Below are 25,459 nucleotides of genomic sequence, written 5' to 3'. Positions count from 1 at the left end.
GACTCGATTTCAAAGCAAACACAAGCAAAGCGCTCATCAAAAAAAGGGCTAGCCCAAGATTATTCGTTTACGATCATGGAGCTGACCTTGATGCTTTATAAACTAAGATATTTAAGCGGCATATAATTTATGTCTTTCTGATAATGTACATTCACGCAAGGTTAGATAATTCACCATACCTGAGACGATACCTGCAATAACACCGATAATAATTAAAGCTGAAATCAAAGATACTTCGACCGTACCTGCGTATTTTTGCCATAGTACAGCAAGAGAGGTCAATACCCCAAAGGTAAAAAATCCATGCTTTATCGTCAACCAAAAAGCGGTTGGGAAGAAGGCTACTTTTTTTTCTTTGATACCAAAATAAGCCACCATAGTTAAAATCATGGCTAACGTAATCGATAAGGTAACGGAGGTACCGAGCACCGTGTCTTCATTATTGGTAATAGAGTCAACAGATATTGCGATTGATGAGTATGTTTTTAAGAAGAAGTATTGTATGCCGCCGTTAATGAAGGCATTGATTACGCCAGTAAGCATAGCGCCTTTTAGCAATTTTGCGTTTAATGTTGTTGTCATGGTTTATGTTCCAAGTCCAAGCGAATAGGTTTATGCATAAAAAATACTGAGTAGATAAAATCCTACCCAGTATGGTCGAATGCTCAACACGCCCTATTATGTATCGTTTATAAATTTATGATTAAAATGATGACTGAGTTTATGAGGTTGGCATTTTACTTTTGTAAACGCCGCCGCCATTGACTGTCAGTTCAGCACCAGTAATCCAAGACGCTGCATCACTTAACAAAAACGCCATCGCTTGAGCGATATCTGCTGGCACGCCACGTCGTTTTAGGACGATACCTTTGACCACATTATCGATCATCTCTTGGGTATAACCGGCTTCTTCAGAGGAAGCACCATTATCTACTGTACCGATGATTAGTGAATTAAAGCGCACTTCAGGACCTGATGCGACCGCCATACTTTTTACCATATTTAGCAAGCCCGCTTTAGCTGTGCTGTATTCGATAAATTCTGGCGATGGTGTATTACCAACCATGGATCCAGAAAATACCACAGAGGCGTTTTCTTCTTGTTTTAAATACGGCATACATAAACGAGTCAAATGATAAGATCCCAAGGTGTTGAGCTTATACGCATTGACCATTTTTTCGGTGGTAGATTCCCACAAAGGCGTATTTGCACCCCAACCGACGTTGTTGACTACTGCAGAAATCTTACCGAATTTTGCAATAGTTGCATCGACCAAGGCTGCAATTTGCGTCTCGTCAGTAAAGTCGGTTTTCATACCTAAGGTTGCATTGCCTGTTTCTTTTTCGATATCAGCGGCAATTTGCTTCACTTTATCTTCATTTAAATCAGCGAGGACAATGTTGCCTCCTAATGAGCTTAAAAACCGTGCCGCCTCGCTACCAATAGCGCCTGCTCCACCACTGATAATGATGGTTTTATGATGAAAGTCGAATAGTTGTTGGATGGTTTTCATGATTTTACCTTATTATTAATGAGTGATTAGTGAGCTACCAGCAAGTGATGTGACTGATTATATGAATCACGACTGTACAATAACCATGTTAGCGTCTTAAATCCTTACTAATAGTAAGCCTTTGTAAGTGTGTGATGACCAATATGGATTTGTTTACGATAAAAAAAGCAGAGTGCGGCGGGCGCACTCTGCTATATAGTGGGTTAATAGATAGGGGTTAATAAATAGTGTGTTAATAACCTGAAAACAGCTATTGATATGCCTGATCCAGAGATTATTTACCTAAGTTATTTTCCATAAATTCAAGCATGTTTTCCCAGCTTTGCTTGGCAGCGGCTTCGTTGTAGCCAAGATCAACCTCATTTTTAGCAGCGCGCTCATCGGCATGTGGATTGGTAAAGCCATGCTTAGCGTTGTCATAAACATCGATAATATAGTCAACACCAGCAGCATCTAGTTCTGATTTTAGACCTTCTATAGCTTCCATTGATACCATTGAATCATCGCGACCGTGAGCAACCAATACGTTAGCGGTGAAGTTTTTATCCGCTGGCTGTTTTGGTGTTGGGTTGCCATGGAAAGTGGCGACCGCTTTTAATGGCATGCCTTCGCGAGCCATATCAAGCACGACCTTACCACCAAAGCAAAAGCCAATCGCTGCTAGATTGTCACCATCAACGGCTAACTGGTCGCTAAAGTCATTAAGGATTAAACGGCAGCGCGACATCAGCATATCTTGATCTTCTAATACTTGCTCCATCCACATATTCGCTTGCGCGGCATCGGTGGTCAGCTTGCCTTCACCGTACACGTCCATTGCGACGGCGGCATAACCTGCTTCTGCCAAGCGCTCGACCACTGATTTTGGGTGATCAACGATACCCCACCATTCTGGCGCTACTAAAATTCCCGCAACAGGATGGTCGTCAGATGCATTTTCTGGCAATGCCACATAGTTGATAAGCTGGACACCGTTTTCGGTGGTACTGATTAGTTCAAAAGTCTTAATTGACATATTATTATCCTTTTTTATGTGAGGAGTTTTGCGTTATAAAAGTTATTTGTCTGTGTTTTTGCGACATCGTTTTTCTTACTTTTACTACCTTAACGCTCAACCTAGGCAAAAACAGCTATAATACTGTAACGCTCTTTATCAAAATGCTACGGCACCTTTATGACACTAAACTTGTTAAACAACTGTGCAGCCCATCTAGACTCTGACGCAACGTTGCCGCTAAAAGTCATGGAAAAATCAGCTGTGAGCTTATTTCCTGACAGTGGCAATCAAAGCAGCAGCAATAGCGACCATGACAGTAAGCTCAATGATACATTGCGTCCGAATTTTTGGTCGCGCTTTGCATTGTCAGAACTCAATCATAGCGAATGGGAAGCGTTGTGTGATGGTTGTGGCAGCTGCTGTTTGATTAAGTATATTGACGAAGATGAAAATGGTGATGTGGATGAAGAGTTGGTCGAGTATACCGATGTGACTTGCCAGCTAATGGACTGTACGACGGGTTATTGTCAGCACTATGACGCGCGTCAAGAGCATGTGCCAGACTGTATTCAGCTAACCATGGACAATCTCCCGCAGATGATGTGGTTGCCTTCGCACTGCGCCTATAAGCGTTTGTATAAAGGACAAAATTTGCCAAGTTGGCATTTGTTATTGACCCAAGATGCAGTGGTAACGCAGCAACAAATGCGTGCTGCCAATGTTGGCGTGGCTGGGCGCTGTGTTTCTGAGACTGGTATGTCTGATGAAGCAATGGAGGAGCGGGTGGTCAGCTGGGTTAAGCCTTGATAATACTGGGAGTTATTGAAATCAGTGACGTTGGTATTATTGCAGGATAAAAGTATAGTGCTACTTGATGTTAATAAGAAACCTGAGCCGCAGATTTGGCTTTTGCCTCAGCATCTTCTTGCGTGTCAGCCAATGGCGGGATAGGAATGTTCTGACGAATTTGCTCAGAGAACTCGCGGCTGTTTTCGTTGCTATTAACGCCAGATTCTAGATTGATTTGATTACTGAATCCTTTAACCTTTGAGTTGATATGGGTACGCTCGTACCATGTATCCATTGACCACGGCTGTCCAGTCTTTTCTGGAGTAGCGTCAAGCATACCGACATCATATAGATAATTTGGCAGCCAGCCAGAGACCCAAATACGATAATCCCACGGCAGGCGATCGCCACTGACGATACGCGCCATATAAAAAATGATATTGGTGCAATTACTGAGTAATGTGTTATACCAAGCAGGCTTGGCATTCAATTCATCGGCAGCGGTTAAATAAGATTCAAATAGTGACTTGACCTCGTGCTGCTGCAAGTTGCTAACGGGAAATAGATAAACTTGCTCGCCACGCGCATTCGTTCGGGTATAAATAATATCACGCTCTTCTGCGGCAATCAGGCTCAGCTCATAGCGTCTAAAAAACCCTGCCAATGCCGAAAACGACTCGCCTTCTTCTTTACGAATCTCAAATGAGAAAGCAAGCGGTCTATCATCTTCAAAACGAAAACTGACCAAAGTATGGGCAATCAGTGGACCCATCCAGTAAGAATTGGTGACATCGACGCCAGATAGTTTGGACATATCAATGGTACGTGTATCCCAGCGTTCGGTCGCCTCCGTGTCGGTATGCCAATCAAAGTTACGTACATTGGTTAGGGTCACCAAATCAGGATTGGTTGCATCGCGCTCGTAAGTGACTCTTTCACTTACCTCAGCCATCCAGTCGCGCTCTTGTTGGGGTTCAATAGAAAAAAACCAGCCAACGCCTACCAACCAAATAGCGCCATATAAAGCGGTTAACCATTTATTTGCTGACTTGCTATTTATGGTTGCTTTGTTGCTCCATGGTTTACTGCTGTGTTGTTTATGATAAAAGCGCTGAGCTATTTTCGGCCAATAGCGAACGCTCAGTAAGGCTGTCAGTACACCAACAATGAAAATTGCGGTTAACCAAGTGATGGCAGAGCCTGCCCCAAACTGATACCAAATCGCCAGCAATAACCAAACGGCTGACAGTAGTAAGGTAATAATGATGAAAAACTGTACAAGATAGTATCGCCATGTAGGTGTCGGTTGGCGACCATTCGCAGTGTTGTTTTTTAAGCCGTGTCTATCCGAACCATGATTATTTGACTCAAGCGTGTCCAAGCCGTTATCTGAACGATGGCTATGTGAGTGCGGCGTGAGCAGGCGAGAGAAAAAGGAACGTAGCGACATAGGGTGTGCTTTGGTGTGTGAAGGCTTTGACCATAGCAAAGTTTATAACGTACTGACAATACAATTTGAGTGAATTTATCGTTGAATGTCGGTGAGCCTTGCGCTAAAGTGAAGCTACTTTGATCTGCTCTATTTATAACTTAATAATCAAAGATCTGTTTTATTTGCTGTATTCATCCCCATCTACGTCTGTTATTACGTATTATTGTTTTTACGTATTATTTTAATTGTTATTAACTAAAGAGGTTAAATCACATCACCATGTCTGACGACACTCCCAGCCCGAGTAGTTGGTCGATGCGCGGCTTAAAACGCTGGCTATCGACCGCCCCCGAAACCCGTGACGAATTGATTCGTCTGGTACAAGACTCGCGCCAGTTCTTAGAGCCTGATACCGTCGATATGTTAGAAGGCGTGCTGGATCTGCCTGCGACACAAGTGCGCGAAATTATGACTCCGCGCCCGCAAGTGGTTGGGCTGCACGAAAGCACCAGTCTCGCTGAGGTGATGGATATCATCCTTGAGACCACCCATTCGCGCTATCCTGTCTTTGACAGTCAAGATGATGATGCCGTCATTGGCATTTTATTGGCAAAAGATTTGATTCCTATTCTTGTGCATATGGTGCGCGATCAAGAAGATAAAATCGATAGCAAACGTTTGAGAGATCTGGTACGTCAGCCGCTATATATTAGTGAGACGGCACGTTCTGATACCTTGTTACGCTCATTGCAGCGTACCCAAGTACATATGGCGATTGTCGTCGATGAATTCGGCAACTTTGGCGGTGTCGTTACCATGGAAGACTTGCTTGAAGAGATCGTCGGTGACATCGTCGATGAGCATGATGACTTCGATGAAGACAGTGATATCAATAACATCGTCGCTGATCCTGAAAAACCAAATACGTGGCGTGTGCAAGCGTCTACCGTGATTGAAGACTGTAATGATGAGCTTGGCAGTCATTTTGATGATACGGATGTCGATACCATGGGTGGTCTAGTCATGCAGGCGCTTGGTTATGTGGGCGATTTGGAAGGTGAAAGCGTGGTGATAGATGATTGGAAAATCACTATTACTGATGTTGAAGGGCGTTTTATCCAAAATCTTGAGCTCACCAAAATCAATCCTGATCAGCAAATATTGATAGGCAGTCATTGATGTGTCGATAGCGACCTAAACATTGTTTGATATACTCAAAAAAACACGATTGCGGTCGTGTTTTTTTTGTGTTTGCTATTGGGTATTTGCTACGCAATGTTACCTATTAATGGGTTGAGACTGGTATCATGGGCGGGTTTAACTTTTAGATACTGTACAAAACACAATACGGTCTGCTTCAGCTTGGTTTTCATCTGAATGTTGACGCTTAAAATTTTGAAAAATATGGTTTTGGATAACTGCTATGCGCCTGTCTACTGTTGATTTACAAAAACGCCTGAACCCTGATAAGCCCAAGGGTTTGCCTATAGCGCTGACGGTATTGATTGCGTTGTTGGCAGGGTCGGTGTTTATATTTGCACTTGCGCCTTATGGCATTTGGCCACTGGCGCTAGTGTCGCCTGCTATTTTATACGCCTTACTGATGCCTGATATGAGTGGCAAGCGTGCTTTTCTTATCGGTCAGGCTTACGGTACGGGACTTTGGTGCGTTGGTGCATTTTGGTTATACACCTCTATTCATGTTTATGGCGATACGCCAGCATGGCTTGCGCTGATTATGATTGCGCTGATGGGGTTAGGCATGGGGTTATTCCATGGCTTTTTGGCGTTGGTTTTCAACCGTATGGTCGGTCGTCAGCCGTTGTCGTTTGCGGCGTTATGGATACTCCAAGAGTGGCTGAAAACGTGGCTGTTCACTGGATTTCCGTGGTTGTTTGTCGGTTATGCCTTTACGGAGCAGTATTGGTTATCGTCATTAGCACCAGTCGCTGGCGTCTTTGCAGTGTCTTTTGTGGCGGTATTATTGGCAGCCAGTTTGGTTGAGCTATTGCGTCGCCGTGGCGGCTATATGATTCCGTCGATAGCATTGTTGGTAATTAGCAGCGCGTTATGGTTGATTAATCCGCAATGGACGAAACCAAAAGGCACGCCTGATTTGTCCGTGTCCTTAATCCAAGGTAATATTCCACAAGATTTAAAATGGCTCACCGAATATCAAATAGAAACCCTGAAAATTTATGCAACTCTGACCAGTACTGAGTGGGATCGCGATATCGTCTTATGGCCAGAATCCTCTATTCCTATGTTTCAAGATGAAGCGATTGGCTTTATCAGTGAAATGGTTAAGATGGCCAAAGAAACAGATACCACATGGGTAACAGGTATTCCTTATCGAGATTTAGAAAACTTTGACCCAAAAACAGATAAATATCCGCCATTTTATAATAGCGTGGTTGCGCTAGGTAGTGATGCTGAGGGGATGTATAAAAAGCAGCGTCTGGTACCATTTGGTGAATATATTCCCTTCGAAGGCATGTTAGATATCTTGCCAAATCTTGCTGGTAGTCAAGAAATCATGAGCTATAGTCGTGGTAGTGACAACCAATCACCGCTGCGTGTACGTGGTCATAATTTGGGCTCAGCAGTCTGTTATGAAGTGGCTTACCCTGATACCACTCGTAAAAACGCGATTGGCACGGACTTCTTATTGACCATCTCAAACGATGCTTGGTTTGGTACGTCGGCAGGTCCATTGCAACATCTGCAAATGGTGCAGATGCGCGCGCTAGAGAATGGGCGTTGGTTTATGCGCGCGACCAATACGGGCGTGACCGCTATCATCGATCATAAAGGTCGTATCGTCGAGCGTGCACCGCAGTTTGAGCGCACCGTATTGCGCGGTGATGTTCAGGCGCGGGTTGGTAATACACCTTTTATGAGCTTCGGTAATTATCCGATTCTCTTTATCATTACGCTGTTACTTGTCTTGAGCTACTTTGGTAAGCGTGGGATGCCGCAACCGCGTTTGGGTAAGTCGCTAAAATAACTGGCTATTATTACCAGTGATAATGAATCGCTCGAATGAGTTATGAGAATTAACCATAAAAGCGAGTGGCAAAGTTTGTTGATAATAAATCCTTTAAATACTTAAGGGTTTTAACAAATCGGTACGAATTGCGATATAATAGACCAATATTTTAAATATTTTGTGCAAGGTGGATAAGGTATGTCAGAACATATTGTCGAAAACAACCCTAAGAAAGAGTTCTTATTTGCTTTAGGCGGTGTTGCCTTATTTTTAGGTATCGTCTTACTTATTGGTATTTCTGGATTTTTGCGTCCAGCAGGCGAGCACATTACTGCTGAGACAACCGAAACGTCAGCGGCGGCTGATGAAGCAGAAGCGATTGCTGCTGAAGACACTGCGCCAGCTGAAACAGCACCTGTAGCCGCGGATGCTACAGCGACTGATACTGCTGCAGATGCAAGCGTCACCCCAGCGACCGATACTGATAGCGCTGTGGTTACCGCAGAAGCGGGTACTGCCACTGCTTCTGGTACAGTTAGTCAAACTGCGGTTGCAGATGCTGATCTAACGGCTGAGCAAGCAGACGGTGATTTGGAAGCGGGTGATACCACTGATGTAGCGGTAGCCGCACAGTAATATACGTAAGTCGATGCTACCTTTTTAAAGTATGGCTCGACAAACCGCTTCGCTTAAAGTCCAAGTATTTTCGCTTAAAGCCTAAGTGTTTTTGCTTAAAACCTAAGTATTATGGCAATATTATTGTAATACCATAAGCACCACAGCATCGTCATCACTGCCATTGATGCTAAAAATAAAAGCCCGCTTTCAGCCAATGATAGCGGGCTTTTTTGTGGGTATTTGTGTAATTATTGACCAATTATTTCTTTACTTGATTATATCCAAGTGAAACAATGATGCGCCTATATGACCGCTTGTCGGGATAATTATATATTTGGTCGTTAATACAGTGGTCTTTAAAGGAATAAAGTTATGAGTACAGAATCAAAGTCAGAGGCTAGTGCTGCTGAATTGGCAGCACTAGATAATGGATTTATGGGGCACCCTAAGCCGCTACGTCCATTGTTTTTCACAGAAATGTGGGAGCGATTCTCTTATTATAGTATCCGTCCACTATTAGTATTATTTATGGTAGCGACCGTCGGTAGTGGCGGTTTTGGTTTCGATGAAGTTACAGCTTCTGCTATCTATGGTATTTTTGCTGGTTCGTTATATTTAGCGGCAGTACCGGGTGGCTGGTTGGCTGATAATTGGCTCGGTCAAGAGCGTGCACTGTGGTGGGGTAGTATTATTATCGCCCTTGGTCATTTGTGTATCGCACTATCCGCTATGCTTGGGATGACGCTGTTTTTTGTGGGTTTGATGTGTATCGTTCTTGGTTCAGGCTTATTTAAAACCTGTATCTCCGTGATGGTCGGAACGTTGTATCCCAAAGGCGATGCACGCCGTGATAGTGGCTTTACTCTATTTTATATGGGTATCAATATCGGTGCGCTATTGGCTGCCCTTATCGTTGGCGTATTTAAAGAAAAAGGTATGTGGCATGTAGGCTTTGGTGTCGGTGGTCTTGGCATGTTAGCTTCACTATTGATTTATCGTTTTTCAGCTAAAAAAACCTTAAATCGTTATGCTCGTGCCAAAAACATTACGCCTGAATGGGAACAAACGACTGGACGTTTCAAAAATGTAGGTCGCTGGGTTGGCGGGTTTCTCGCGCTACTTGCTGCCATTACTGTCTTAGTGTCGACTGGTATTATGCCATTTAACCCTGAAATGGTTGCTCAGTATATGACTTACCTCATTGCAGCAGTCGTCATATTATACTTTGCTGTCATGTTTATTTCACCGCGATTGGACAAAACTGACAAGCTACGTTTGTTAATTTGTTTTATCTTAATCATCGGCTCGACGCTATTTTGGTCAAGCTTTGAGCAGCAGCCAACGTCTTTTAACCTGTTCGCCGATCGCTATACAGACCTAAATGTTTTAGGCTTTGAAGTGCCTAGTATTTGGTTCCAATCGCTCAATCCCTTATTTATTTTAATATTAGCACCGATCATCAGCATTGTCTGGGTCAAGCTTGCCAATCGAGGCCTTGAGCCAAATAGTATGGTAAAGTTTGCGCTCGGTATGTTGTTTGCCGCTGCAGGCTTTGCTTTGATGATATTTGCCTCAAAAAGCATTTTGACTAGCGATGGTGGATTGGCTTCACCTTTATGGTTAGTGGGTAGTTTATTATTACTGACTCTCGGTGAGTTGGCGCTCAGTCCTGTTGGTCTATCTGCAATGACTAAGCTTGCGCCAAAAGGCATGCAAGGTCAGATGATGGGGCTTTTCTTTGCTTCTCTTGCTTTAGGTAATTTGGTTGCTGCGTTCTTTGGTGGTCAAGTATCAGCGGATAAGATCGAAGGATTACCGGGCTTATTTACGATGATGACGATCTTTTTGGTGGTCACAGCCGTTGTCTTATTGGCATTAGCCAAACCGATCAATAATATGCTGCAAAAAAGCGAGCGTGCAGATAAGCTGAGCTAATTCAGACACACGATTAATGTGATTTAGGATCAACAGCAATACCAGCAAAAATGTTAGATGGCGAGACGTGTTACCATGATCGGTAGCACGTTTTATGGTGACACTTAGTAAGTTATTGCCCCCACGCTATTGAAAGTCCGCTTTCCGCCCAAACATCTAATAATGCTCTGCTGTAATGCTCCTAAAAATAGTTAGCCTTATCTATCTGGTCATTGACAACACTTTAATTTTTAAGACATTGAGCGTCTTACGCAGGTTGTTTAGATGCTAAGCATTCAGTGAATGATGAATAACTAACGCCTAAAACAGTTTACTCGCTCAAATAAGACGACTATCCATAGTCGCCTCACAATATGATTTTTCCAAATCTTATTTTTTAAAATCAATAAGGACACCTTTTATGAATAAACAAAGCATCCACGATCGTATCGACAGCCTACGTCAGGCGTTGGTAGCACAAGATCTGACCGCGATTATCGTACCGTCTGCTGATCCGCATTTATCTGAGTATTTGCCAGAATATTGGCAAGCGCGCTTATGGTTATCAGGATTCACAGGCTCAGTCGGTACGCTCGTTGTTACCGCTGATTTTGCTGGATTATGGACGGACAGCCGCTATTGGGTACATGCCGCTGACCAATTAGAAGGTACTGGTATTAGCTTAGAGAAGCTTGCACCGGGTCAGCCAAATCATATTGATTGGCTCGCCGAGCACTTGGCTGAGGGTGATAGCGTGGCAGTGGACGGCAATGTATTGTCTATCTCTGAGCAAGATAGATTGTTGAATGCCTTTGATGCCAATGACATTACCTTAATCACTGAGCGTGACGTATTGACAGAAATATGGAGCGATCGTCCAGCGCTACCAACCGCCAGTCTATATCAACACGATGCGCAGTTTGTCGCGCAGTCTGCTACCTCAAAACTTGCCGCTGTACGTGCAGGTATGGCTGAGGCAGGCGCAACCCATCACTTGCTTTCAAGCTTAGACGATATTGCTTGGTTGACCAATTTACGCGGCGCTGATGTTGATTATAACCCTGTGTTTTTGGCACATATGCTCATTAGCGAACATGACGCGACATTGTTTATCGATAATAATAAAGTCAGTAGCGAGATAGCACAAATCTTAAAAGACAGCGGTATCACCCTTGCTGATTATGACGCTGTGCAAGATGCATTGGGCACATTGACCGCCGATGACTTATTGCTATTAGACCCAAGTAAAGTGGCAGTGGGTACGTTATCTAAAATGGGCGATGGCATAGGTTTTATTGAGCAAATGGCGCCAAGTACGTTGCTAAAATCGGTTAAATCTGACGCTGATATCGACCATGTGCGTGAAGCCATGCGTCAAGATGGCGCGGCATTAAGTGAGTTTTTTGCCACATTTGAGCAGCATTTAGCAGACGGTGAGCGTTTAAGCGAGCTGGACGTTGATAGTATGCTCATCGAAGTGCGCAGTCAGCAGCCACATTATGTATCGCCAAGTTTCCCGACTATCGCAGGCTTTAATGAAAATGGTGCGCTGCCACATTATCGTGCAACACCAGAAAAATTTAGCTACCTAGATGTCAATGAAGGCGAGGGTGGTTTATTGCTCATTGATTCAGGCGCTCAGTATCAAAACGGCACCACAGACATCACCCGTGTGGTCGGTATTGGACAGGTAAGCAGCGAACACAAACGTGACTTTACTACCGTACTCAAAGCCCATATTGCCTTAGCAAAAGCGCATTTCCCTGATGGTATCGCTTCACCACTCATCGATGCGATATGCCGTGCACCATTATGGCAGGCACAGATGGATTATGGTCACGGTACTGGTCATGGCGTTGGTTATTTCTTGAACGTCCATGAAGGCCCACAAGTGATTGCTTATAGTGCCAGCATGCCGAAAGAGCGCGCGATGAAAGAGGGCATGATCTCAAGTAATGAGCCAGGTCTATACCGTGAAGGCAAATACGGTATTCGTATTGAGAACCTGATGGTCAATAAACGCGTTGCTCAACCAGTAGAGACAGAATTTGGTGATTTTCTTAATTTTGAGACCGTCACTTATTGCCCAATTGATACTCGTTTAATTGAGTCGTCATTATTGACTCAAATCGAAATTGATTGGTTGAATAATTATCATAGCCAAGTCTATGCAGAGCTAAAAGACCGCGTTGAAGGTGCAGCTCTTGACTGGCTGACTGAGCGTACTAAGGCTATCTAAAGTAAACGCTCATATCGACGAATCTAAAATGAAAAAACCCCCGTAAAGTTTACGGGGGTTTTTTAGTACTAGGAATTTATTACTAAGGATTTATTGCTAAAAGGTGATGCGTAGGACGCAGCATTTAGCTTTTTGTAGACTCTTTGTCAGTTCCTTCTTCATCTTCGCTTAGATTTTGAGTCACTTCAGCACGTAACCAAGATTTTAAATTCTCAGACATCAGCATCATTTGCTCACTGAGATAATCATCAATTTGCATTTCCAACTCACGGATCATCTCTTGATGCGTAGTACTCAGTTTTACATCTTTCAATGCCAGTTTAATGGCGGCGCTGGCTTTGTCATTGACCGCTTTTATGCTGTGGTCGTCATTGATATACTTGTCATTAGCGACATTAGCATGTTCACTGGTGGTTTTGTTCTCAGAGCTAGATTGCGTCGCAGCCGATTTTTCAACATTTTGATTTTTTTCAACCGTGCTATCAATACTGAGCGATTCTGAATCACTCGCATCATTGGCATTCATAGCGGTCGTTTTATCAGCAATATTCTTCTTCTCAGCGGCTATTTGCTCAGTTTTCTGTTGTTCTTTTTGCGCGGTATCTGCTGCTTCACGAAGTTTGGTTTCTTCTTTTAATCTAGCACTTTCTTTTAATCTGGCATCCTCTGCCGCTTTTACTTTTTGTTGTTCTTCTCGCTGTTGTTTTTCAGCAGTCGCTTGCTCTTTGGCTTTTTTGTCAGTAATGGCTTTAGCGATGGCTTGCTCCGCTTCATGGTTTTCGTAGAGCTCATCGATGTGGGTATCCAAATCATGAGTATTAAAGACAAAGCTTTCAAATGGAGTATCGTTTTGCAGTAAGGTGGTGATGTCTTTTAGCTCTTGGGTAATTGCTGCGCGAATAGGCTCAGGCGCACACGTCCAGCGCTGGTAAAACTGATGGGAAAATGAGTAGCTTGACATGGTATCGTCCATAAATGTTCCAAAAATTACCCCTTATCATACGCAAATACGATAAGGGGCTGCAAGTGGACAAACGTAGCAAATCTGACACCAAGGTTACAACGACCGATATGGTAAGTTTTATACCTTAATGATTCACGGGCCAGCGCGCAAATACTAACGAGCCATTGGTACCACCAAAGCCAAAGCTATTGGATACGGCATAGTGTAGGTTTTCAACTTTACGCGATTGGTTGGCGACATAGTCGAGGTTACAGTTGTCTTCCACATTGTCCAAATTAATGGTGGGTGGCACATGCTGATGCTGTAGGGCAAGAACGGTGAATATGGCTTCAACAGCACCCGCGGCACCAAGCAAATGACCCGTCATCGATTTGGTTGAGCTGACCAAAATGTGGTCTTTAACTGGGGCAAAAACGGTTTCAATAGCAATCGATTCAGCGACATCACCCGCAGGGGTGCTGGTGCCATGAGCGTTGACATAACCAACACTCGATGGCTCAATGCCTGCATCATTTAGGGCATTACGCATCGCTCGTGCCGCACCGCTGCCATCTTCAGGCGGTGCTGTGATGTGACTGGCATCATCACTCATCCCAAAGCCGACCAGTTCAGCGAGTATGGTTGCACCGCGTGCTTTGGCATGAGCGAGGCTTTCTAGTACCACCATACCCGCGCCATCACCGAGCACAAAACCATCACGGTCTTTGTCAAAGGGACGCGAGGCTTTGGTTGGCTCGTCATTGCGAGTTGAGAGGGCATGCATGGCACCAAAACCTGATATGCCAAGTGGGCTGGAGCCTTTTTCACTACCACCTGCCAGCATGACATCGGCGTCACCATAAGCAATCAGACGTGCAGCGAGCCCCATCGCATGGGTAGCGGTGGTACAAGCCGTCGATGTCGCAAGGTTGGGACCTTTTAAGGTATGTTTAATCGCCACTAAGCCTGCTGCCATATTCACAATAGAGCCAGGAATGATAAAGGGCGAAACTTTCATAGCGCCTTTTTCTCGTAGCATATCGCGACTGTTTTCAATGGTTTGGATACCACCAATACCTGAGCCTAAAATAATGCCAAATCGTTCTTGATTAACCCCATGTACGGGCGCATCAGCAGCACTTACTTCATCGATAAAACCAGCATTCTGTAATGCCATACTAGAGGCGGCAATACCATAATGAATAAATTCATCATAGCGTCGCGCGTCTTTGGTATTCATATATTGCTTGGCATCGAAATCCTTGACCACACCAGCAATTTGAGCTCGATAGCCAGTAGCATCAAAATGTGTAATTTGCGCGATGCCGCTATCACCATTGAGCAGCTTAGTCCATGAGCTATCGACGTCGAGTCCCAAAGGTGTCAACGCACCCATACCCGTAATTACGACGCGCAAGTCATCGCTACGCTCATAGTGCGGTGGTTTCTGACGCGGTTGATGCTCTGCTGTTGCGCTAGCATCATTGGTAGCTTGATCAGTAAGTGAACTGCTGTGTTGGCTCATGCGATATATCCTATACTTACGAGTCCTAAGAGGAGGGTATTTCAGAATTCATTATAAAACACATAAGTGCACGTGTGTAAACTAAAATTTATTTCGGACGCATAGTATGCGTTTTATAAAGTATGCGCTATAACAATCATGTAAGGATCTATTAAAAAATCCGATATAATAAACAATTGTTTTATTCATACGGTAGGAATATTTTTATGGTTTCATTGAAGTTTTTATTTCCTCTCTTATTGTTTATGAATATTCCGGCCCTAGCGGACTGTCAACTTCGTTTTGATGACGGTTATAAGCTATCAAAAGATATCATTGCTGTTGACCAAGGAGAGTGCGGATTTACAGAGGGGCTTGCTATGATTGAAAAGAATAGTAAGTATGGGTTTATTACTCGCCAAGGTCAGATGATCGTGGAGCCTAAGTATGATTATGCTGAGGATTTCAATGGGGGTTTGGCTATAGTTGGTAGTGACTATAAATACGGCTATATTGATTCAACAGGTAAAGTCGTTATTGATTTAATCTACGATAATATACATCCCTTTAATGAGGGGCTTGCAGTCGTACAAAAAAATGGACCTTATGGCTTTGTTGACAAAACTGGCAAGATAGTTATAGATATAAAATACGCGGATGCTGGTGGTTTTGATCATGGTCTAGCGATTGTACATGATGGTAGTAGAGGACTTATGAATCATGATGGCGAGTTTGTATTGCCGCCTGATTATATTATTATTCAAGGCTTAAGCAATGGTTTTAGGCCTGTTTTTGGTTACGGAGGTTGGAGTTTTGCTGATGTAAATGGCAAGCTGATTGATGAGCTTCAGTACCATAAAGTCAATACCTTTAATGAAGCACGCGCTGCTGTACAAAACAAAGCTCGAAAGTGGGGCGTTATCGATACCGAAGGAGAGGTTATTTTAGATTTTGCTTACGATGAGGTAGGCGACTTTGATCAAGGGTTGGCCTATGTTAAAAAAGACGACCGCGCTTTTTACGTTGATAGGGACGGTAACGATATATTAACAGGCAATTATGACGATATTGAGCCTTTCAAAGACGGTTTAGCTAAAATTCGTAAAGGTAATAAATTTGGCTATATCGATAAAAATGCTGAGATAGTCATACCGATTATATATAAGGAAATATCTTCTTTTGAAGAGGGGTTGGCAAGTTTTCGAAAAGATAAAAAAGTAGGTTATATAGATAAAAGCAATAACATAGTCATTCCTGCTAAATTTGATAAGGCTGCACCATTTGTTAATGAGCAGGCCATTATTATAGTAAATGATAAGTACGGTGCTATCGACCGTGCAGGTAATATAGTTATAGAGCCCATATACGAGCAGATACAGCATTTTTTTGAAGACATAGCCCCTATGAAGTTAAATGGTAAATATGGTTTTATCGACAAAAAAGGAGAAGTAGTCACTGAGCCGATTTATAGTCGTGTTAGTAGATTTATCTATGAGCTTTCATATGTAGAGCAGAATAAGAAGATGGGCTTAGTTAATACTAAAGGGGTTGAAATAGCTAAGCCTGAGTATGATGAGATCAGTGCTTGGGTCATAGATGGTTTGGTTATGGCAAAGAAAAATGGCAAAGTTGGCTATATCAAAAATACAGGCGAGGTAATCATTCCCTTTAACTACGATTCAATAGGAGAGTTTTACAACAATAAAACCTTTATAGAGGTGGGTGGGAAGTTTGGCTATATCGACAAGAGTGGCAAGGTGTTAATTAAGCCTATCTATGAAAAGGTAAAATCTTATTCAGCAGATGTGATTGCGATAATGAAAGATGGCAAATGGGGCATAGTCGACTTAGAAAGTAACAGATGGATTGAACCTACTTATGATGAGTTAAGCTTTCCAGAATCAGGTCGTATGTTAATCAAAAAAGACAATAAGTACGGCTTTATGGATATGAAAGGCAATATAGTAATAGCGCTACAATATGATCAGGCTACCGACTTCGATAGAGGCGTTGCTCAAGTGCGAAAAGATAATCATTGGTATAGTATCAATCGTGTAGGAGATACAATTGGAAAAGTTTCATTAAATTTTAAATAAATTACTATAAGTAAAGTCGTTGTATCAATACCAATGCTAGCTAAAACTAATTTTAGCTAGCATCAGAATCAATAGTCCACTAAGCAAAACAAACCTGACCCAAAACCACGCCTTTACTCGCGCCAGTGACCGCAGGCAAATTACCCGTTTCACCTATTAGTGTTTGCCGTGCCAGCCATGCAAAGGCGACGGCTTCGACCCACGCTGGATTCAGCCCTAAGCTTGCGGTGGTCTCTACTGTGCAATGGGGCAGATGCGCTTGCAAGCGAGTCATCAAATAATCGTTTAATGCACCGCCACCACAGACGTAAACCGAGCTATTTTCATGAGCATTAATAAACATATTAATTTGCATGCTGGCACTCATCGCTGTCAGTTCAGTAAGCGTCGCCTGCACATCCGCTGACGAATAGCGAATATGGGCAGATGCCTGATCGAACTTTTGCAGCTCATCCTGTAGCCATGCTAAGTTAAAATCTTCACGCCCAGTGCTTTTTGGATACGTTCGCGCAAAAAACGGATGTTCTATTAGCTGATTAAGTAGCGGCTCAATCACTTGTCCAGACTGCGCCCATGCGCCGCCATCATCATAATCTTTATCAGTATGCAATGCTGTCCACGCATCGAGTAATAAATTGGCAGGACCCGTATCATAACCAATCGCAGGACTATCGTTTGCTGGCAAGACTGTGATATTGGCAATACCGCCTAAATTTAATAACACGCGCGTGCTATCAGGCGTGGCAAATAACGCTTGATGAAAAGCTGGAACCAACGGCGCTCCTTGTCCACCAACCGCCATATCGCGGCGGCGAAAATCACTGACGACGCTAATGCCAGTACGCTCAGCAATGATATTGGCATCGACCAACTGCAAGCTAAAGCCCAATTGCGGACGATGGCGTACCGTTTGACCGTGACAGCCAATCGCCAACACCGACTCTACATCAGTATTCGATTGCTGCAATAAATTATTGACCACCTCGCTGGCAAATTCAGCGTATTCTTTACTTGCCCAACCGAACCAGTCTAATTCGCTGTTTGGTTCACCCTCTGCGGGTACTAACTCTTGCACACCATTAGGCTGACATAAAGCCAATAACACTTCACGCAAACGCAGCGGAAACTCTTGGCTATGAGTTGCTAACAGTCGCATCGGTTGCTGGGTATCTGTTTCAGCACTACTGTCACTACTAAACTGACAAAGAACCGCATCCATCCCGTCTAAGCTGGTGCCAGACATCATGCCGATATATAAACCATCATCGAAGTTTTCAAACACCGTTTGCTCAAGCGCATCGGTCAAAGTGGCATAATTTAAATCGTCATCTAAAGTGTTATTTAAATTATCGTCATAATTTATAGTTGAATCATTAGTATCAGCAATCGATGCAGGGTTGGTCATGGCAATTTACCTTAAAAAACGCTAGTATATCTCTCAAATTCTAACATCTTTTACTGGCTATGAGATTCTAAATAGCCCAAACGCGTTACCCTTTTAATAAAGACAATAAAGAGAGCATCATGACCACGCAAACCTACACCCTAGAAGAACAGCTTGCCCTGATCCAACGTGGCACCCAAGAAATTCTATCTGAAGAAGATTTAGTTAAGAAGCTTAAACTCAATCGCCCGCTACGTATCAAGGCAGGCTTTGATCCCACTGCGCCTGACCTGCATTTGGGTCATACCGTGCTGATTAATAAGCTGAAGCATTTTCAAGATTTGGGTCATGAGATTTACTTTTTAATCGGCGATTATACCGCCAAAATTGGTGACCCTTCTGGCAAAAACAGCACGCGTCCACCATTGACCGATGAGCAAATCAAAGTCAACGCACAGACTTATGCAGAACAAGTATTTAAGATTTTGGATAAAGAAAAAACCAAGATTGTCTTCAACTCTGAATGGTTCAAGGATATGTCGGCAGGCGATATGATTCAGCTTTCTAGCCAGTTGACTGTCTCGCGCATGCTTGAGCGCGATGATTTCTCTAAACGCTATGCCGCGCAAACGCCGATTGCGATTCATGAATTTTTATACCCCTTGGTACAAGGTTATGATTCTATCGCGCTAAAAGCGGATGTCGAGCTTGGCGGTACTGACCAAACCTTTAACATCCTAATGGGACGCACCCTGCAAGGTCGTTATGATCAAGAGCCACAAGTGTGTATCACCGTGCCAATCTTAGAAGGGCTAGACGGCGTTAATAAAATGTCTAAATCGCTGAATAACTATGTTGGCATTTATGATGCACCGGGCACTATGTACCAAAAACTTCTGTCTATGCCAGACACCTTAATCCGTCGCTACTTTGAATTTTTAAGCTTTAAGCCGATGGAAGAAGTTGAAGGTTTAATGAAAGAGATGGAAAATGGTCGCAATCCACAAGAAATTAAACGTATTCTTGCTGAAGAATTAATCGAGCGTTTTCACGATGCCGATGCTGCCGCCATTGCACACAAGTCAGCAGGTAACGTATTAGCTGATGGTGAACTGCCTGTTGATTTGCCAGAAGTGACCTTAGCGTTAGAAGGTGCGGAAGCGCTATTTATTACTCAGGTACTCAACCAAGCTGGATTGGCTAAAAATAGCTCATCAGCTAAAGATATGATTAAGCGTGGCGCGGTAAAAGTAGATAACGAAGTGGTTGATGCAGGCTTTAGCTTAACGTCTGGTCAGACAGTCGTTATCCAAGCGGGCAAAAAAGCTTATGCGAAAGTGACGGTAGGGTAGTTAAAGAATTGAGTTAGGTAGCCAAAGTTTCTAAGTTCATTATGGCTTAAGGAGAAGTAGATGTTAGCCCTTCCTACGTTATCAAGTAATGGCATTACCCTTAAGCCGTTGACGCTAAGTCATGCAACTGACTTAGCCGAAGCTTGCCAAGATGGTGAACTATGGAAAATAAATGAGACGTCAGTACCTGAGCCAGACAAGGTTATTGACTATATTAATACCGCAGATTCAATGCCCGATAGACAAGCGTTTGTCGTTATTGATGAATCAAATGGTAAAGCGATTGGTACAACGAGTTTTCATGATATTTTACCAACTAGCAAACGCTTAGAGATTGGATATACTTGGTATGCTAAATCGTATTGGCGAACGCATGTCAATACCACCTCTAAGCTCATGCTGCTAACCTATATATTTGAAACTTTAGAGTATCAGACAGTAGGTTGGCGCACGGATATTGGGAACGACCGCTCACAACAAGCGATTCAACGCTTAGGTGCTAAGAAAGATGGCGTGATTCGAGGTAATCGAGTACGCCGTGATGGTATTATTTCGGATACAGTGATGTATAGTTTAATAAAATCCGAGTGGCCACCCGTAAAATTAGCGCTGACGAAAAAGCTTAATGACGCTCACTAAGCTTTTATAATAATTGATACAAGTAATAAAATTATGACTCAACAACTTCAAAGTGTCCCTCAAGGTATTTACCGCCATTATAAAGGCAGTCTTTACCAAGTTTTGCATACCGCGCAGCATTCAGAAACCGAAGAAGCATTAGTCGTTTATCGCTGTCTATATGGTGAGTATGGCGTATGGGTACGACCGTTATCTATGTTTTCTGAAACGGTTGAAGTTGAGGGTAAGCAAGTGCCGCGATTTGAACTGACCAAAGCATTAGCGGATTAATGCTTAAAATTTATTGCTCAAATAAAAAGCGACCTCAACGGGTCGCTTTTTTTATATAAATGAACAACTAGTCCTGCAAAAACCCTTTTAATACTTTATAAAACCCAATTGGCTCATCCATTGGTATCGCATGACCTGAGCGCGGCAACACGACCTCAGTTGCATTAGGTAGCATTTGGGTGACTTTTTGCTGCCACTTAGCATCGTAAAGTTTGGAGCGACCACCGATGAGGTTAACCACTGGAATAGTGACACGCTCTATCGCACCGCGAAAGTCATAGGGTAATGTCAAATAGGCTTGTAAACAGCGCATTTTATGATGCCAAATACTGTGATCGTAAAGCGCAAGTTTGGGGTCATTTTTATAAGTCATCACTTGTATAAACGCTTTCGAGCGCGTTCGATTAACGGACAAGAGAGAGAACAGTCGTTCGACATCCGTTGCACGGCGTTTTAGAGCAAACGGTAGGTGGGTAAAGCTTTTTATTTCAGCATAAGGTAAAGTTTTCTCAATTACCTCGTGAAAGATATCGAATACTTCTTGCTGGCGCGTGCCAAACAAGCCACCTTGCCAATCAGCCTGATTATGGATAGCAGGACTTTGGTCAATATTCAAATAACGGCTGACTTTTGCGCTGCCATAACGTTCAAAATACGCCCGCATCACTTGTGCGCCCATCGAAATAGCGGCAACTGGCAACGATTCTATATTGCGTGTCAAGCAAACTTGCTCAATCACAATACTGATATCATCGGCATACTGACGCACAAAATCAAACTGGGTGAGGTCGATATCTTTTGCCGCCCCAAATCCTCGCAAATGCGGTAGATAAAAGGCATACTTGCCAACCAAAGGTAAAATAAATGGCAAAAATTCACGTGCGTCCATACCATAGGCATGCAGTAATATTACAGGTTTGCCACTACCTATGACTGACACTGGTAGCAATGTACCGTCAGTTAAAGTGATATCAATTGTTTTCAACTGGTAATTAGCAGGCAGATTAATTAGGTTTTTCTTCATAAGGCAATGTACCTTGTTTTCATTAAACGATTGTACCAAGTCGATTGAGCCAAAATGTATCGTAGCAAAAGTCTTTATCTCATTTCTAAAAGACTGCTATATTAAAGCAGGTAATTAACCATAGCATAAAAGCTGTTTAGGGTTAAAAGCAGTTGAGCGGTAAAAGTAGCGACTTGTCATAGACTTTGACCAATCGAATCAAACGTCAGCAAGTAAAATATAAGGATATCAGTCTATGGGAAAGCTGACGTTACCATCGCTTGATAGCAGCCTATATCCACAAAGCTTGCAGCAGCAAACCTTGCTCAATCCGCAGGCGCTATTGATGGCAATGCTGACAGCGGATATTACGCTAGAGGCCAATTTTTTTACTAGACAATTACTAGCTAATGATACTTATCAAGAATGGATTAATAGCAGTGTATTTGGGCGTTACTTGCAGCGTAATTTTACGGCGTTCTCTCAGCAAACAGAAGACAGTTTCAACATTGATATGCCTTTGCTATTTCGTCAGGAATTGATGCGTCACGCGCAGTATTTACCACTAGAGCAAGTCTTGTTTTTCGCAGGGGATTTACCAAAAAGCGTGCGTCAAACAAAGGTTTTAAGCACAACTGTTAATCCTGCCACAGTCATCATTAATGCTCAAAAGGTAAGCGCTAAATCTACCATCAATAATCTGACCATGATTATCAATCAGATAGTGATTAGGGGTAAGCAAGTATTAGGATTTCCGATACGCCATAATAAACGTACCAGCGAGCGCTTGCGTAATGAGGTGCTAATTTTAGACTTTCAGGATTTGAGGTTGGTCAATGAGATGAATACCATAGCTAAAAAAAGAAGCAATATAGATGAGACTATATTGCTTCGGTCTTATGAGTTACGTTAATAAGCCAAACGATCAGATAAAGGTTTAAGAACCTTGCTTAGCAATTGTTAAGCCATTATAGGTTTGTGCCACTGGCATGACTTCTAAACGATTGACGTTAATATGGGCTGGCGATTCAATCAGCCATAATAAAATATCGCCAATATCATCGCCGGTCATGGTTTTAAAGCCGTCGTAAACCTTGGCGGCTTTATCGTCATCGCCATGAAAGCGCACGTTTGAAAACTCAGTACCCGCGACATTACCCGGTTCAAGGTTGGTCACGCGCACTTGCGTACCGATGAGATCCGCGCGCAAATTTAGGCTAAACTGCTTGACAAACGCTTTGGTCGCGCCATAGACGTTACCGCCAAAATAAGGCCAACTGCCCGCAATTGAACCAACGTTGATGACATAACCGCTATCGCGCGCCACCATCGCTGGCAAGACTGCATGGGTCAGCGCCATCAACCCTTTCACATTGGTGTCAGTCATACGCATCCAGTCATCAAGATTGGCCTTGTGCGCAGGTTCTGTACCGAGTGCCAGCCCGGCATTATTTACCAAGACATCGATTTGACTAAACTCAGCAGGCAAATCAGCAATGATTTGCGGGATAGTAGCCGTGTCACTCACATCCATGACCACAGGTAAAAATGCTTCGCCTAAAGTGTCTGCTAAAGCATTCAGCTTATCGAGGCGTCTGGCACAGCCAATCACGCGATGACCATTGGCAACCAAACGCTCGGCCAGCGCTTTACCAAAACCTGCACTTGCGCCTGTAATCAATATGTTCATCTTATATCCTTATCATTGATGTCTTGTGCTTAGGTCATAGTTTTTATGACGACGACTTATCTTGGTTTATTTACTTTTTCTTACTTGTTAAATAGTTGCTTACCAAAGATTTTATCACCCGCATCGCCTAAACCTGGGATGATATAACCATGTTCATCTAAATGACTGTCTAGTGCAGCGGTATAAATGGTCACGTCAGGATGTGCTTCATTGACCACACGTACGCCTTCAGGTGCCGCAACCAATACCAAGGCTTTAATGTTGGTACAGCCGTTTTTCTTCAGCATTTCAATAGTTGCGACCATTGAGCCGCCAGTGGCTAACATTGGGTCAATGATAAGGGCTGGGCGTTTGTCCATGTGGCTGACAAATTTTTCAAAGAATGGCACCGGTTGTAAGGTTTCTTCATCACGCTGTAAACCGACGACAGAAATTTTTGCGGTAGGAATCAAATCGAGCACGCCGTCAAGCATACCAATACCCGCACGTAAAATCGGTACAATCGTTGCAGTCTTACCGATGATTTGTTCACCTGTGATTTCACCACACCAGCCTTGCATTGGGAAGGTTTCGATTTCAAAATCACGGCTTGCTTCATACGCCATCAAGCGTGCAAGCTCTTTGGTCAACGTGCGAAACTTATAAGTACTACAGTCTTTTTCGCGCATAAGGCTGAGTTTATGACGGACTAACGGGTGATCAATGACGGTGATTTTTAAGTCGCTCATAAGGTTTCTCTTGGTTTTTTGGTCCGATGCTTGCGCAGTTACTGCGGTTGCCATTAGTATAAAAGATACAAACACTTACTGCACTTCAACCTTATATCTATCTCACAAATAGTAAGCTTACTGCTTTGATAATAAAGTAAGCCAAATATATTTATGGCAGGGTTGGTTTTATTTAAGCCGACTATGTTTGACTATAATAGCGCCCTAATAAATGAAGCAGTGTTTAGGCTTGCTATGATAGCAAAAAAACCGCTTTTCTGATGAAGAATCTTATGACTACACAACCATATCACACCCATAATAATACGCATCAAACCGATAATAGCTTGATATTATCTGAAGCCCAAGCAGCAGAAGTAGAAACACATCCGTTTGCTCCCGTTTTACCACCTAATGCTACGGTAATGATGATGGGCACTTTTCCACCGACCGCTGATAAATGGGCAATGCCATTTCACTATCCAAACTTTTACAATGACATGTGGCGTATTTATGGCAGTGTATTTTTTGACGATGTGGATTACTTTCGGGTAGGTAAAGAAAAACGCTTCGATCCTGAGCGTATTCGCGCCTTTATGTTCGAGCGTGGTATCGCCTCTTGTCCGACCGTCAAGCAAGCGATTCGTGAAACCGGCAATGCTTCAGATAAAAACTTAACGGTTATCACAGCAGTTGACCTAGATAGTATATTGCCACAAGTGCCAAAGGTTGAAACCTTATTTACCACGGGCGGTAAAGCAACAGAAGTGCTGCTTGGTTTATTAGCCGAGCCACCTGCTAAATCCAAGTATCCTAAGACCAATCAAAGTATGGATTATCCATATCAATGGCAAAACGAGCACAATCGAAAAGTGGATATAAATAATCTTACCTTATATAGGTTGCCTTCAACATCACGCGCATACCCTTTAGCGTTAGATAAGAAAGTCGCTGCTTACAAAGACTTCTTCAAAAAGATAGGCAAGCTGTAATGTAAAGTTGCCATTTATAGAAAGAGGTAAGCAATTTTAAGGGAAAAAGCTATCCTTGCTCAAAACCCCATACACTGCCATCCAGTTAAAGCAAAAGTAGCGTCGCTATTCTGCCAATTTAGTCTAATAGCCAAGTTTATTTGAATTAAGATAAAATAGCCCTTGACTAAAGATTCAAAACCTCTATAATACGCCCACATCAAGACGAGCTAGGAAGCTTATATGTGAATCACATATAAATAACTTGACCAACTTGATTAGAATAAAACATAAAAAAGCTTGACAATTCAAATCATTATGATAAGATAGTCGGCTCGCTAGATAGCTTGACCCGCAAGGGATTAAAGCTAAACAGCAAGAGAGATACCCTATATATCAGTTACTGGAC

At 43.0% G+C, this 25,459-nt stretch carries 22 protein-coding genes; 12 read left to right on the top strand and 10 right to left on the bottom strand.

Annotated elements, in window-relative coordinates; all coding sequences use genetic code 11:
• Positions 1-111: 111 nt before the first annotated feature.
• The 3 genes from B2575_RS08215 to B2575_RS08205 form a co-directional block, all read right to left on the bottom strand.
• The gene (locus B2575_RS08215; RefSeq protein WP_055125326.1) at positions 112-582 is read right to left on the bottom strand and encodes a hypothetical protein; all 471 of its coding nucleotides are present in this window, start codon (positions 580-582) and stop codon (positions 112-114) included.
• A 139-nt stretch (positions 583-721) separates the two neighbouring features.
• Positions 722-1,513: an SDR family NAD(P)-dependent oxidoreductase gene (locus tag B2575_RS08210; RefSeq protein WP_296241157.1), complete on the bottom strand. Its 792-nt coding sequence runs from the start codon at positions 1,511-1,513 to the stop codon at positions 722-724.
• A gap of 274 nt (positions 1,514-1,787) precedes the next feature.
• Positions 1,788-2,528, bottom strand: coding sequence for a dienelactone hydrolase family protein (locus tag B2575_RS08205; protein ID WP_296241155.1), 741 nt, complete (start codon positions 2,526-2,528; stop codon positions 1,788-1,790).
• 315 nt (positions 2,529-2,843) lie between these two features.
• Between B2575_RS08205 and B2575_RS08200 the strand changes: the two genes are divergently transcribed.
• A complete protein-coding gene (locus B2575_RS08200) occupies positions 2,844-3,317 on the top strand; it encodes a YcgN family cysteine cluster protein (protein WP_296241227.1) in 474 nt (157 codons plus the stop codon).
• Between the two features lie 70 nt (positions 3,318-3,387).
• On the opposite strand, the gene B2575_RS08195 is transcribed toward B2575_RS08200, so the two are convergent.
• Positions 3,388-4,749, bottom strand: a complete 1,362-nt coding sequence (locus tag B2575_RS08195) for a DUF4105 domain-containing protein (protein ID WP_296241152.1) — start codon at positions 4,747-4,749, stop codon at positions 3,388-3,390.
• A gap of 261 nt (positions 4,750-5,010) precedes the next feature.
• Here B2575_RS08195 and B2575_RS08190 point away from each other — a divergent pair, with 261 nt between their 5' ends.
• The 5 genes from B2575_RS08190 (at position 5,011) to B2575_RS08170 (ending at position 12,491) form a co-directional block, all read left to right on the top strand.
• The gene (locus B2575_RS08190; RefSeq protein WP_045445952.1) at positions 5,011-5,910 is read left to right on the top strand and encodes a CBS domain-containing protein; all 900 of its coding nucleotides are present in this window, start codon (positions 5,011-5,013) and stop codon (positions 5,908-5,910) included.
• A 244-nt stretch (positions 5,911-6,154) separates the two neighbouring features.
• Positions 6,155-7,738, top strand: coding sequence for an apolipoprotein N-acyltransferase (lnt, locus tag B2575_RS08185; RefSeq protein ID WP_238034586.1), 1,584 nt, complete (start codon positions 6,155-6,157; stop codon positions 7,736-7,738).
• 180 nt (positions 7,739-7,918) lie between these two features.
• Positions 7,919-8,356 (top strand): hypothetical protein, encoded by a 438-nt coding sequence (locus B2575_RS08180; protein WP_238034585.1) that lies wholly within the window; start codon positions 7,919-7,921, stop codon positions 8,354-8,356.
• Positions 8,357-8,710: 354 nt separating this feature from the next.
• Positions 8,711-10,273 carry a peptide MFS transporter gene (locus B2575_RS08175; protein WP_238034584.1) on the top strand — a complete coding sequence of 521 codons (1,563 nt, stop codon included), beginning with the start codon at positions 8,711-8,713 and terminating at the stop codon, positions 10,271-10,273.
• A 400-nt stretch (positions 10,274-10,673) separates the two neighbouring features.
• Positions 10,674-12,491 carry an aminopeptidase P family protein gene (locus B2575_RS08170; protein ID WP_296241137.1) on the top strand — a complete coding sequence of 606 codons (1,818 nt, stop codon included), beginning with the start codon at positions 10,674-10,676 and terminating at the stop codon, positions 12,489-12,491.
• A gap of 124 nt (positions 12,492-12,615) precedes the next feature.
• Here the strand turns inward: B2575_RS08170 and B2575_RS08165 are convergent, their stop codons facing one another.
• Together B2575_RS08165 and fabF are read right to left on the bottom strand one after the other, a co-directional pair.
• Entirely contained in the window at positions 12,616-13,464 is an 849-nt protein-coding gene (locus B2575_RS08165) for a hypothetical protein (protein WP_296241134.1), read from the bottom strand.
• 115 nt (positions 13,465-13,579) lie between these two features.
• The gene (gene fabF / locus B2575_RS08160; RefSeq protein WP_413469132.1) at positions 13,580-14,830 is read right to left on the bottom strand and encodes a beta-ketoacyl-ACP synthase II; all 1,251 of its coding nucleotides are present in this window, start codon (positions 14,828-14,830) and stop codon (positions 13,580-13,582) included.
• Positions 14,831-15,165: 335 nt separating this feature from the next.
• On the opposite strand from fabF, the gene B2575_RS08155 reads away from it, so the two are divergent.
• Entirely contained in the window at positions 15,166-17,034 is a 1,869-nt protein-coding gene (locus B2575_RS08155) for a WG repeat-containing protein (RefSeq protein ID WP_193007360.1), read from the top strand.
• Positions 17,035-17,113: 79 nt separating this feature from the next.
• Here the strand turns inward: B2575_RS08155 and B2575_RS08150 are convergent, their stop codons facing one another.
• A complete protein-coding gene (locus B2575_RS08150) occupies positions 17,114-18,439 on the bottom strand; it encodes an anhydro-N-acetylmuramic acid kinase (RefSeq protein WP_201540718.1) in 1,326 nt (441 codons plus the stop codon).
• Positions 18,440-18,558: 119 nt separating this feature from the next.
• Here B2575_RS08150 and tyrS point away from each other — a divergent pair, with 119 nt between their 5' ends.
• From tyrS to B2575_RS08135, 3 genes are read left to right on the top strand one after another with little or no spacing between them, the layout of a single operon-like run.
• Positions 18,559-19,770, top strand: a complete 1,212-nt coding sequence (tyrS, locus tag B2575_RS08145) for a tyrosine--tRNA ligase (protein WP_296241127.1) — start codon at positions 18,559-18,561, stop codon at positions 19,768-19,770.
• 60 nt (positions 19,771-19,830) lie between these two features.
• On the top strand, positions 19,831-20,409 hold the full coding sequence (locus B2575_RS08140; RefSeq protein WP_296241125.1) for a GNAT family N-acetyltransferase: 579 nt from the start codon (positions 19,831-19,833) through the stop codon (positions 20,407-20,409).
• A 33-nt stretch (positions 20,410-20,442) separates the two neighbouring features.
• On the top strand, positions 20,443-20,679 hold the full coding sequence (locus B2575_RS08135) for a DUF1653 domain-containing protein (protein WP_296241123.1): 237 nt from the start codon (positions 20,443-20,445) through the stop codon (positions 20,677-20,679).
• 67 nt (positions 20,680-20,746) lie between these two features.
• On the opposite strand, the gene B2575_RS08130 is transcribed toward B2575_RS08135, so the two are convergent.
• Positions 20,747-21,703, bottom strand: a complete 957-nt coding sequence (locus B2575_RS08130) for an alpha/beta fold hydrolase (protein ID WP_296241122.1) — start codon at positions 21,701-21,703, stop codon at positions 20,747-20,749.
• Between the two features lie 235 nt (positions 21,704-21,938).
• On the opposite strand from B2575_RS08130, the gene B2575_RS08125 reads away from it, so the two are divergent.
• On the top strand, positions 21,939-22,595 hold the full coding sequence (locus B2575_RS08125) for a hypothetical protein (RefSeq protein WP_296241121.1): 657 nt from the start codon (positions 21,939-21,941) through the stop codon (positions 22,593-22,595).
• A 24-nt stretch (positions 22,596-22,619) separates the two neighbouring features.
• On the opposite strand, the gene B2575_RS08120 is transcribed toward B2575_RS08125, so the two are convergent.
• Positions 22,620-23,372, bottom strand: coding sequence for an SDR family NAD(P)-dependent oxidoreductase (locus B2575_RS08120; RefSeq protein WP_296241113.1), 753 nt, complete (start codon positions 23,370-23,372; stop codon positions 22,620-22,622).
• Between the two features lie 80 nt (positions 23,373-23,452).
• The gene (upp, locus tag B2575_RS08115; protein WP_045445969.1) at positions 23,453-24,100 is read right to left on the bottom strand and encodes a uracil phosphoribosyltransferase; all 648 of its coding nucleotides are present in this window, start codon (positions 24,098-24,100) and stop codon (positions 23,453-23,455) included.
• 272 nt (positions 24,101-24,372) lie between these two features.
• Between upp and B2575_RS08110 the strand changes: the two genes are divergently transcribed.
• A complete protein-coding gene (locus tag B2575_RS08110) occupies positions 24,373-25,071 on the top strand; it encodes a DNA glycosylase (protein ID WP_296241111.1) in 699 nt (232 codons plus the stop codon).
• Positions 25,072-25,459 lie beyond the last annotated feature (388 nt).

Origin of the sequence: Psychrobacter sp. UBA6739, assembly GCF_002453835.1 — a bacterium.
Taxonomy (GTDB): domain Bacteria; phylum Pseudomonadota; class Gammaproteobacteria; order Pseudomonadales; family Moraxellaceae; genus Psychrobacter; species Psychrobacter immobilis_A.
This window is presented reverse-complemented; position numbering and strand designations above follow the sequence as displayed.

Bases quoted from the DNA above. Each gene is read 5' to 3' on its own strand.
- B2575_RS08215 (WP_055125326.1), bottom strand. From the start codon at position 582: ATGACAACAACATTAAACGCAAAATTGCTAAAAGGCGCTATGCTTACT.
- B2575_RS08210 (WP_296241157.1), bottom strand. From the start codon at position 1,513: ATGAAAACCATCCAACAACTATTCGACTTTCATCATAAAACCATCATT.
- B2575_RS08205 (WP_296241155.1), bottom strand. From the start codon at position 2,528: ATGTCAATTAAGACTTTTGAACTAATCAGTACCACCGAAAACGGTGTC.
- B2575_RS08195 (WP_296241152.1), bottom strand. From the start codon at position 4,749: ATGTCGCTACGTTCCTTTTTCTCTCGCCTGCTCACGCCGCACTCACAT.
- B2575_RS08190 (WP_045445952.1), top strand. From the start codon at position 5,011: ATGTCTGACGACACTCCCAGCCCGAGTAGTTGGTCGATGCGCGGCTTA.
- lnt (WP_238034586.1), top strand. From the start codon at position 6,155: ATGCGCCTGTCTACTGTTGATTTACAAAAACGCCTGAACCCTGATAAG.
- B2575_RS08180 (WP_238034585.1), top strand. From the start codon at position 7,919: ATGTCAGAACATATTGTCGAAAACAACCCTAAGAAAGAGTTCTTATTT.
- B2575_RS08175 (WP_238034584.1), top strand. From the start codon at position 8,711: ATGAGTACAGAATCAAAGTCAGAGGCTAGTGCTGCTGAATTGGCAGCA.
- B2575_RS08170 (WP_296241137.1), top strand. From the start codon at position 10,674: ATGAATAAACAAAGCATCCACGATCGTATCGACAGCCTACGTCAGGCG.
- B2575_RS08165 (WP_296241134.1), bottom strand. From the start codon at position 13,464: ATGGACGATACCATGTCAAGCTACTCATTTTCCCATCAGTTTTACCAG.
- fabF (WP_413469132.1), bottom strand. From the start codon at position 14,830: ATGGGTGCGTTGACACCTTTGGGACTCGACGTCGATAGCTCATGGACT.
- B2575_RS08155 (WP_193007360.1), top strand. From the start codon at position 15,166: ATGGTTTCATTGAAGTTTTTATTTCCTCTCTTATTGTTTATGAATATT.
- B2575_RS08150 (WP_201540718.1), bottom strand. From the start codon at position 18,439: ATGACCAACCCTGCATCGATTGCTGATACTAATGATTCAACTATAAAT.
- tyrS (WP_296241127.1), top strand. From the start codon at position 18,559: ATGACCACGCAAACCTACACCCTAGAAGAACAGCTTGCCCTGATCCAA.
- B2575_RS08140 (WP_296241125.1), top strand. From the start codon at position 19,831: ATGTTAGCCCTTCCTACGTTATCAAGTAATGGCATTACCCTTAAGCCG.
- B2575_RS08135 (WP_296241123.1), top strand. From the start codon at position 20,443: ATGACTCAACAACTTCAAAGTGTCCCTCAAGGTATTTACCGCCATTAT.
- B2575_RS08130 (WP_296241122.1), bottom strand. From the start codon at position 21,703: ATGAAGAAAAACCTAATTAATCTGCCTGCTAATTACCAGTTGAAAACA.
- B2575_RS08125 (WP_296241121.1), top strand. From the start codon at position 21,939: ATGGGAAAGCTGACGTTACCATCGCTTGATAGCAGCCTATATCCACAA.
- B2575_RS08120 (WP_296241113.1), bottom strand. From the start codon at position 23,372: ATGAACATATTGATTACAGGCGCAAGTGCAGGTTTTGGTAAAGCGCTG.
- upp (WP_045445969.1), bottom strand. From the start codon at position 24,100: ATGAGCGACTTAAAAATCACCGTCATTGATCACCCGTTAGTCCGTCAT.
- B2575_RS08110 (WP_296241111.1), top strand. From the start codon at position 24,373: ATGACTACACAACCATATCACACCCATAATAATACGCATCAAACCGAT.